Origin of the sequence: Micromonospora sp. D75 (assembly GCF_018070405.1) — a bacterium.
Classification (GTDB): domain Bacteria; phylum Actinomycetota; class Actinomycetes; order Mycobacteriales; family Micromonosporaceae; genus Micromonospora; species Micromonospora chalcea.
The window spans coordinates 1-557 of the sequence record NZ_JAGPXV010001156.1; the positions used below are offsets into that span (position 1 = coordinate 1).

Here is a 557-nt window from a genome sequence, read left to right on the forward strand (position 1 = left end):
CGGTGCTCGTCGCGTTCGCCTACCTGACTGCCGGCCCGGGCGCGGCGACCGACAGGTACCAGCTCGCGCCCTACTACGGCGCGCTGATCGCTGTGGTCGCCGGTGCGCTCGGCTCCACCGCCACCACGATGCTGCCCCGGCCGGTCACCGCCGGCGGCGATCCCGACGCCGTCGAGGCCACCGACATCCTCGCACCGCTGCCGCACTCGGCCGCTCCGGGCGTCCCGGCCGCCCCGCCCGCGCCGCCGGTGACGAGCGGCGCCGCCGCGCCCGCGCACTGGAACTGGCCGGAGCCCGGCGGCTCGGCCACGGCGACGGCTCCGGCCGGTACCGATCTTCCCGCCGCCGGCCGGCCGGCCCTCGCGGATCTGCCCGCCGCCGATCTGCCGACCGCTGCGGAACGGCCGGCGGGTGAGCGCCCGGCCGTCGCAGACACGAGCCACGGCCAGCCCATGCCGGGTCTGCTGCCCCCGGGGCGCCGGACCTCGGCCATCGACGTCCTCGCCGCGGGCCGCCCCGACCCGGTCGCAGGTCCGGGCACGGGCACGGGTCCGGGC

Annotated in this window: 1 pseudogene; it reads left to right on the forward strand. The window is 79.9% G+C overall.

The annotated features are described in order from the left end of the window. Positions 1-557 (forward strand): annotated as a pseudogene (locus tag KBX39_RS32610) (hypothetical protein); the annotation flags it as partial.